Annotated in this window: 9 protein-coding genes; 1 reads left to right on the forward strand and 8 read right to left on the reverse strand. The window is 60.6% G+C overall.

Annotated elements, in window-relative coordinates; all coding sequences use genetic code 11:
• Positions 1 to 12 precede the first annotated feature (12 nt).
• Both GBC55_RS26155 and hpaC read right to left on the reverse strand, forming a co-directional pair.
• On the reverse strand, positions 13 to 327 hold the full coding sequence (locus tag GBC55_RS26155; RefSeq protein WP_162440371.1) for a DUF6124 family protein: 315 nt from the start codon (positions 325 to 327) through the stop codon (positions 13 to 15).
• A gap of 609 nt (positions 328 to 936) precedes the next feature.
• Positions 937 to 1,449, reverse strand: coding sequence for a 4-hydroxyphenylacetate 3-monooxygenase, reductase component (hpaC, locus tag GBC55_RS26160; protein ID WP_162440370.1), 513 nt, complete (start codon positions 1,447 to 1,449; stop codon positions 937 to 939).
• Positions 1,450 to 1,708: 259 nt separating this feature from the next.
• On the opposite strand from hpaC, the gene GBC55_RS26165 reads away from it, so the two are divergent.
• Complete coding sequence (locus GBC55_RS26165; protein WP_162440369.1) at positions 1,709 to 2,338, forward strand: response regulator; 630 nt, start codon at positions 1,709 to 1,711, stop codon at positions 2,336 to 2,338.
• Positions 2,339 to 2,533: 195 nt separating this feature from the next.
• On the opposite strand, the gene feaR is transcribed toward GBC55_RS26165, so the two are convergent.
• From feaR to GBC55_RS26195, 6 genes are all read right to left on the reverse strand, one after another.
• On the reverse strand, positions 2,534 to 3,454 hold the full coding sequence (gene feaR / locus GBC55_RS26170) for a transcriptional regulator FeaR (protein ID WP_162440368.1): 921 nt from the start codon (positions 3,452 to 3,454) through the stop codon (positions 2,534 to 2,536).
• Positions 3,455 to 3,605: 151 nt separating this feature from the next.
• Positions 3,606 to 4,556 (reverse strand): PDR/VanB family oxidoreductase, encoded by a 951-nt coding sequence (locus tag GBC55_RS26175; protein ID WP_162440367.1) that lies wholly within the window; start codon positions 4,554 to 4,556, stop codon positions 3,606 to 3,608.
• A 254-nt stretch (positions 4,557 to 4,810) separates the two neighbouring features.
• Positions 4,811 to 5,551: an SDR family oxidoreductase gene (locus tag GBC55_RS26180; protein WP_162440366.1), complete on the reverse strand. Its 741-nt coding sequence runs from the start codon at positions 5,549 to 5,551 to the stop codon at positions 4,811 to 4,813.
• 10 nt (positions 5,552 to 5,561) lie between these two features.
• Positions 5,562 to 6,062, reverse strand: a complete 501-nt coding sequence (locus GBC55_RS26185) for an aromatic-ring-hydroxylating dioxygenase subunit beta (protein WP_162440365.1) — start codon at positions 6,060 to 6,062, stop codon at positions 5,562 to 5,564.
• Positions 6,059 to 7,342, reverse strand: coding sequence for an aromatic ring-hydroxylating dioxygenase subunit alpha (locus GBC55_RS26190; protein ID WP_162440364.1), 1,284 nt, complete (start codon positions 7,340 to 7,342; stop codon positions 6,059 to 6,061). Before GBC55_RS26190 ends, GBC55_RS26185 begins: the two co-directional genes overlap by 4 nt.
• Positions 7,343 to 7,365: 23 nt before the next feature.
• Positions 7,366 to 7,947, reverse strand: a 582-nt coding sequence (locus GBC55_RS26195; protein ID WP_247267011.1) for an amidase family protein, incomplete at its 5' end; no start/stop codon positions are given.

The raw sequence follows: 7,947 nt of genomic DNA on the forward strand, positions 1-7,947 counted from the left end.
GTGAGGGTGCGTTCAGGTATTCAAGTCTTCGGGCGGTTCGAATCGATCCAGCGCACGGTTTACCGCCAGTTCGCCCAGCATGATGACTTGCGCGATGCCGAGCAGGGAGTTGCGGCTCGGTCCTTCCAGATGATCGGCCAGGTCGATGGTCATGACATTGGCCGAGGCCAGCGATTCGCAGGCGTGAGCCAGGAGGGTTCCGACGTCCAGCTCGGGGTTGACGATGAACATGGAGGGAAGTGTGCGAGGAGTGGCTTTGATGTCGGCGATTGAGGGGCGGTTGACGGTTGGGTCGGTGTCTGGCGGATTGGGTGTGACTTTGAACATGGTGAACTCCTAGAGTAATGGAGCTGCCAACATTCGCTGCGAAACGAAAAAAGGTGGCAACTGTACGCGGGTTCGCAGACCAGGACTCTAGGAACCCGGCAGGCCCGAAGACCTCCCACGCACAGCCGCCATGACAACGACAACAGACCTGAAAATGATCTGCTCTCGGACGGTAGACGTTGTGCATCTAGAGTTGACCCAGGCTGCGAAACCCGATCACTGATGGCAGTGACGCGAATCAAGTTACCGAGGGCGCCCAAGGCGCACAAGCCGGCGGATTCTGGCGTAGTCGTAGGTCGTTACGCAAGCTGGCGTAGCTTTCAGGACGTATCCTTAAACGCAATTAAACACGCACTGCAAAACACCCCTTTTGCCCACGACGAAACATCTATTCATCTCGCCGCCGACCCGCTCTATGTAGCAGCTGGCGAAGCCTGCGTTCGAGTGCGAAGCAGTCGCCAAACCAGACAACGCGGTGTTTCAGGTGAACCGCGTGCTCAGGTTTTACGACTGCTGCGCACTCGAACGCAGGCTTCGCCAGCTGCTACATAGAGCGGGTCGGTGGTGGTGCGGTGGTGTGGCGGCATTGAATCATGGATCGGTGTGGATTCAGCAGGCCGCAGCCGCATGCTCCAATCGGTGAAACAGCCGATTGAAATACACCAGGCTATCCCCTTCCCCGCGCATGCCCACCTTCGACAACTCCACAAACATCACCGAATGCGACCCCACTTCCTTGCACTCGCTGATCCGCCCTTCCAGCTGCACCAGCGCATCTCGCAGCACCGGCACACCCGTTTCACCGCCGTCCCACAAATCCCAGGTAAACCGCTCCTCCATCGACACTTTAGTCATCCCGGCAAAGTGCCGGGCCAGCTCTTCCTGCTCGCCGCACAGGACGTTGATGCACAGGCGCCCGTTCGCGCGAAATACATCGTGGGTCGCGCTGCCACGGTTCACGCACACCAACACGGTCGGCGGCGAATCGGTCACCGAGCACACCGCGCTGGCGGTGATGCCGCAGCGTCCGCCGGGGCCGTTGGTGGTGATGATGTTCACCGCGGCAGGCAACTGCGCCATGGCGTTGCGAAAGTCGATTTGCTGCTGGCTCAGGTCGGCCATGTCGATGCCCCTTCCTTCAGGAGGACCGCCCGTTCGCGGCCCGTAGGTGATGGAACAAGACTAAAGCCCGACGGTGTGCACAACTATCCTGACGATCCCCATGACGAGGTTGGCTTTCCGCTAGTCGACTAGGTGGTTTCTTTATCGTCACAGCCCTTCGCAGTGGGTATTCTGCAGACTGGCTCCGATGAGAGCTGATGTCCGCCGCAGCGTGCTCGCGTGCGAAAACAATAATTAGAAATTCTCGTGGCAGTCCCTGATGGAAAACCGCAAACCGATTGTTTACATCGTTGATGACGACAAAGACCTGCGCACCTCACTGGCGTGGTTGCTGGAGTCGGTGAGCGTGCAAGCGCAATGCTTTGCCGGCGCTGAAGAGTTCCTCAGCCAATACGACCCCAAACAGCCCGCGTGCCTGGTGCTGGACGTGCGCATGCCCGAGACCAGCGGCTTCCAACTGCAGGAAATCCTCAACCAGCGCGGCAGCACCCTGCCGACCATCTTCGTGTCCGCCCATGGCGATATTCCGATGTCAGTGACCGCCATGAAGAACGGCGCGCTGGACTTCGTCGAAAAGCCCTATAACCCGCAGCAGATGATCGACCGCATCCAGGCCGCGCTGAAGGTCGCCGTGCACGCCCAGGCCGATCAACAGCAACGTCAGCACATGCAAGGCAAACTGGCGCTGCTGACCAGCAGGGAACGCGAAGTGTTGATGCTGGTAGTGGATGGCAAGGCCAGCAAAGTCATCGCCAGGGAACTGAACATCAGCGTGAAAACCGTTGATGTTCACCGGACCAAGATCAAGGAAAAAATGGGCGTGACCAGCATCGCCATGCTGGTGAGAGAAGTGCTGCATCTGCCGGCTGATGAGCCTGTTCGGCACTAATGATTGGCGGCGACCATGACGCCGCCATCGCTAGCAGGCTAGCTCCCACGAGAGATCGGGGATGTACACAGAATCAGTGTTACCCCATTCCAATGTGGGAGCTAGCCTGCTAGCGATGAGGCCATCACATCCAAAATCAATGCCGCCTGACACTCCGCCATCGCCAGCAGGCTAGCGCCTACAGAGGATGTGTGGTCAGTTCTGGCTATACCGCTTGCGATACGCGCCGGGTGACACGCCAAAGCGTGACTTGAACGCTGAAGAGAAGTAGCTGGAATCAGAAAAACCCCAGGCGTAACACAGCGCCGACAGCTTCTGTTCATCGCGGGAGCGGCGCAGGTTTTCCGCGCAGAAATCCAGGCGGCGGTGCTTGATGTATTGCGCCACCACCAGGCCGCGCTTGGAGAACATCCGGTACAAACCGCGCACCGATATTCCCACCTCGCGCGCGATCAGTTCGGGGCACAGTTCTTCGGTGCTGATGTGTTCGTCGATGTAAGCGATGATCTTGCGGAACTGCCGTTCATGGGCGTCCCCACCACTGTCGTGAGCACTGATCCCCGGCAACAACAGGCTGACCAGCGCATCGAGGACCGCCTCGCTTTCCTGCATGTCCAGGCCTTCCTGCTGCCGGGTTTCCAGTACCAGCTTGTTGGCCATCGCCGCCAGCGGTGTGCTGGCCGAGATACGGGTGGCGCAGTTGAGCGCTTTGAGGTGCGAACCACGTTCGACCACCTGGCGTGGCAGGATCAATGACAACTGCCGGGAGTCGTCGTTGTAGGTCATGTCGCTTGGGCGGCAGGCGTCGATCAGGGCGATGTCGCCACACCCCAACTGAGCGCGGTTGCCGCCCTGCTCCAGCTGCGAACTGCCGCGCATCTGGAACACCGCGTAGTAATGACCATCGCTGCTGACACTGACGTCCTTGCTGGTGCGATACAGGTGCACGTGCGCCATATCGACAACACTGAGGTTGATCGCACCACTGCGAAACTCCGCCAGTTCACCGTAGAAATCCGTGTCCAGCGCGCGGGCATCGAAGCGCCCACACGCCTGGTTGACCTGGCTTAACCAATGTTCGAACGCCTCGTTGCGAACCGCCGAAGAAGTCATCATCACTGCAAAGCCTCACGCGTATTTATTGTTATTTTTCGACCGCTTCGTCGAGCGGTTCGGCAAATAGTCTTACCTGGCTGTCTCCTCCCTCGACGGCCGCCGGAGCGCTATTCTTCCGGCTCAGGCTTACGCTTGCCAGTGTTCAATGCAATTACAGGTCCAATACCAGACGAGCGGAAACAGCGCGGGAAACACAGGCGCAGATCTGCTTGTTGGACGCCTTTTCCTTGTTCGACAAACAGTTGTCGCGGTGCTCGGGTACGCCGTCCAGCACCTCGACGATGCACGTGCCGCAAATACCTTCGCGACACTCGGTATCAATGTCGCAGCCATGGGCCTGCAGCACATCGACCAGGCTGGTGTTGGCGGGCACCTGAAGCACCACGCCGGAACTGGACAGTTCGACTTCAAAACCGCCGCTGGGGCCGGCATTGGCGGCCGGATCGGCGGCAAAGTGTTCGAGGTGAATGGCGTCATCGCCGCGGCTGCGAGCCGCCACTTCCACCACTTTGTTCATGAACGGCGCCGGGCCGCAGGTGTAGACGTGGGCGGCGCTACCCGCCTGGTTCAGGCACTCACTTAACGCGGCGTCCAGATCAGCCGGTTCGACGCCGTAGTGAAACTGCACATGATTGGCGAACGTACTGGCCAACAGCTCGGTAAAAGCGGCGTACTCCGGCGAACGAGCAAAGTAATGCAGGCGATACGGCTGACCGCTTTCCGTCAATCGGTAGGCCATGCTCAACAGCGGCGTGACACCGATCCCGGCCGCGAACAGCACGTGCTCGGTGGCACTCGGGTCGAGATGAAACAGGCTGCGCGGCGCGCCCATTTCCAGCTCCATGCCCTCTTGCACGTTTTCGTGCAGCGCCAGCGAACCGCCACGCGATTGTGCCTCTTTCTTGACCGCCACCAGGTACGCACGGCGATCCTGTGGCGGGCTGCATAGCGAATACTGGCGCGTCACCCCCGTCGGCCCGGTCAGGTCGACATGGGCGCCCGGTTCATAAGTGTCGAGCGGCTGGCCGTCACTGCGCACGAGGCGAAAGGAACGGATATCCAGCGCTTCGTCGACGATCCTTTCGATCTTCACTTTCATCATTGAGTCACCTGAAATATGGTTGTTTTTGTGAATGAAAAACCCGCTAACCACCACGGCCTTGCTAACCCCCCCACGGTCCCTGTAGCAGCTGCCGAGCCTGCGAGGCTGCGTCCGGCTGCGAAGCAGTCGTAATCCGGTATGCACAGTCTTCCTGAAAAACCGCATTGTCCTGGTTGACGACTGCTTCGCAGCCGGACGCAGCCTCGCAGGCTCGGCAGCTGCTACAGGGTTTGTGGCGTGGTCAAAATTCATGTTCAGCGCATGAACAACCCGCCATTGACGTCCCAGCACGCGCCGGTCACGGAGGTGGCGTTGTCAGCGATCAGCAGCAACACGCTGTCGGCGATGAACCCAGGATCACCGAGGGTGCCCGCCGGGATCATTTTCAGAATCTGTTCCAGACGCTCAGGCGCCACGCTTTCACGCACCACCGGCAAATCCAGCGGACCCGGCGAGAGGCTGTTGACCGTCACGCCTTGTGCCGCCAGTTCACGGGCAAACACCTTGGTCAGCGTCGCCACACCGCCCTTGGCTGCCGCGTAATGCGCGCCGGTGGCGGTGCCGCCGTTCTGCCCGGCCAGCGAGGCGATGTTGACGATGCGCCCAAACCCACGCTCGGCAAAATGCGCGCCGAACACCTGGCACGCCACGAAAGTGCCGCGCAGGTTGATCGCCATCGACTCATCGAACTCTTCGGGCGTGATGTCCATCAGCGCCGCCACCTTCGAAACACCGGCGTTGTTCACCAGGATGTTTGTACCGCCCCAACGCTCGGTGAGCAGGTCACGGGCCCGGACGAAATCGGCCTTGTTGCGCACATCCAGTTCGATGGCGACGGCACTCGCGCCGCTGCTATCCAGTTCGGCAGCCAGACGCTGCACACCGTCGAGGCGCACATCGGCCAGACCGACGCGATAACCTGCCGCGTGCAGACGTCGGGCGATGCACTCGCCCAGTCCGCGTGAAGCACCTGTTACGAGGGCTACTCGACTCATGATGGTGCCCTCACAGAAGGAAGCCGAGCGCGCTCAGGCTGTCGGTGGAATTGATCAGCCGCACGACTTTGCGTTCCAGGGTCGGCACGCCATGGGTGAAGCGGATGCGGTGGTTCAAATCCGCCACGAACGGCGTGTGCACGCCGCGTTTGTAGGCGTACAGCAGCTGCGCGGAGTTGACCTCAACAAGGTCGCCCGCCGCTTCCACCATACGGAAGCGCGAGACACTGCGGATGGTCTTCGCCGCGTCCACGGCCGACGGCGAGTAGCCGGCGGTCAGGCGTTCGATGCGCAGGTCACGCATGCGCGCATCGTCGTAGGCATAGTTGAGCGTTGCCTCGAAGTCTTCGGTCTCCGGGTCGATCGGCACGATGTAAAGGCCGCTGTCGCTCCACAAGGTCGCCCACTCGGCGTAGTGCTTGCGGTCGAGCAGTTCGGCTTCGCGCCAGATGAATTCGATGGCCTGGGCCAACGGGCCGGAAAAACCGTTCAGGGTGTCGTGATTGCTCATTGGCTCATCATCCTTTTCCACATGTCGTAGGCACCGCGCATGCCGCCTTCGTCGGTGGCGTGGCTGACCTTGTCGCCATTTTCAGCGGTGGTTTCGCGATTCAGGCCGCGGTTGACCAGGATTGGCGCGTCGACGCCGGCATACGAGCCGCGCTGCACGCGATCCCAGGCTTCGGCATCGTCGGGGCTGCCAAAACCGAACGGACCCTGGAAGTGTTCGTGAATGCGCATGCGCTCGCGGTTGGCGATTTGCGGGCCGCCGTCCATGCCGAGGGCCACGTGACGGATCTCGGTTTCGGTGACCGACACCGGACGCAGCACGCGGAAGAACGACATCGACATCGCCACGTTCGGGAACAGGTTCAGGTTGAAACCCGCGCCGTGCAGCGAGCGCACGATGCGACGCACCTGATCCGCCGGCATGGTTTTCGACAGCTCTTCGGTAACGTGGGCGAAACGCTCCTGCAGTTGTTCAGTACCGTCGTCGTGATCCAGATCCACGTGCTCCGGCACCATCACCATCACGCTGTGGCCGTTGCCCAGGGAATGGGTCACTGCCTGTTCATCGGTCATGAACGAGAGCATTTCCGAGGTTTCTTCATCCACCGACGACATGAACGACTTGTGCACGATCGGGAAGTGGTAACCGTCAGTGGTGTTTTCCAGCTGGATCTTCCAGTTGCCCTTGAAGCTGAACTTGTGTTCGCCCTGGGTCTTGATCGGGTAACCGGCGCCCTGCTTCATGAACAGGTCCATCCAGTGTTTGGCACCGCCCAGGAAGTCTTCCAGCGGTTCGATCTCGTCGTTGTAGCTGGCGAACACCATGCCGGCGTAGCTTTCCACGCGCAGGCTGGTCAGTGGCAGCTCGGACTTTTCCAGAATGCCTTCATAGCCATCCGGATACGGCAGCGCACGCAGCTTGCCGTCCAGGCCATAGGACCAGCTGTGGTACGGGCAAGTGAAACCGGTGGCATTGCCTTTGTGCTTTTCGCACACGGTGGCGCCACGGTGGCGGCAACGGTTTTCCAGCACATTGATGGTGTTCTTCTTGTCCCGTACCACAATCACCGGACGACGGCCGATGGTGGCGGTCTTGAAGTCGCCGCTGTTGCGCACTTCGCTTTCGTGGGCGACCCACACCCAGGTGCGGTAGAAAATCTTCTCCAGCTCGGCCTCGAACAGTGCGGGATCGTTGTACAGCGAGACGTCGACGCGGTCATGCTGGACCAGGTCGTCCGGGCTTTTCGACGAGGCGATCAGCCGATATTCATGAGTGCTCATGTGGTTCTCCTCATGGCTTGTTTTTATGATTTTTGGGAGGCTGGACGTTCGCCGGCCATGCTGTGTTGCAGCTGCGCACCGAAGGCGCAGACCTGTTCGTCCTGGCCTTTTCGTCCGACGATTTGCAGGCCGACTTTCAACCCGCCGCCATCGAGTTCCACCGGCACCGTCAGCGCCGGATGGCCACTGAGGTTGAAAGGTCGAACCAGCGGGGTCATGCCGGCCACGGCTTTGCTTGCGCTGCGGGCTTCGATCAGCGTGGGGGGCAGGCTTGGCATCGTCGGCAACAGCAACACTTCAAATTGCTCCAGTGCGGCATCCACCTGCTGGCTGAAGCGCGTGCGTATCTGCTCGGCTGCAGCCAGTTCGGCAGCGCTGGTGCGGCTGGCGGCCAACAGGCGCATCTCGACATCCGCCCCGATCAGGCCCTGGCCGGTGAGGTGTCCGAACGCGGCCCAGTTTTCAACATTGATCACCGTCAGGCCGGCGGCAAACGCTGCTTCGAATTCACTCAATTGCAGGCTGCTGCGACGCCAGCCGGCACGGTCGGCGGCTGCGACGAGGCACGCTCGCACCTGCGCATCGCAGGCCACGTCGAGAAAGCC

It is taken from the genome of Pseudomonas sp. TNT3, from assembly GCF_010095445.2.
Lineage (GTDB): Bacteria > Pseudomonadota > Gammaproteobacteria > Pseudomonadales > Pseudomonadaceae > Aquipseudomonas.